The 360-nt window shown below is 46.4% G+C and carries 1 protein-coding gene; it reads right to left on the minus strand.

All coding sequences use genetic code 11. The features are described from left to right. Nucleotides 1–2: 2 nt before the first annotated feature. The coding region (locus A3712_RS21640) for an NAD(P)-dependent oxidoreductase (RefSeq protein WP_269451434.1) at nucleotides 3–360 on the minus strand (358 nt) is incomplete at its 5' end.

Genomic DNA, 360 nt, shown 5'->3' on the forward strand with positions numbered 1-360 from the left:
CGTTATTGAACAAGTTCGTTGCCGCTGGTGTTGCCTGCAAAGAAAGCGTCAACGCTGGTTAGGGTTGTGTTCGCGATATTGAACAGAGCATCTTTGGTTAAGAAAGCTTGGTGACCTGTGAACAGCACGTTGTGACAAGCAGATAGACGGCGGAACACATCATCGACAATCACGTCATTTGATTTGTCTTGGAAGAACAGCTCTTTTTCGTTGTCATACACATCAAGGCCAAGCGCGCCAATCTTACTCTGTTTAAGCGCTTCGATAGCCGCTGTCGAATCCAATAATTCACCACGGCTGGTGTTGACGATCATCACACCATCTTTCATCTTCTCAAATGCAGTCGCGTCTAATAGATGG

The sequence above is a fragment of the Vibrio sp. HI00D65 genome (genome assembly GCF_001635455.1).
GTDB lineage: Bacteria > Pseudomonadota > Gammaproteobacteria > Enterobacterales > Vibrionaceae > Vibrio.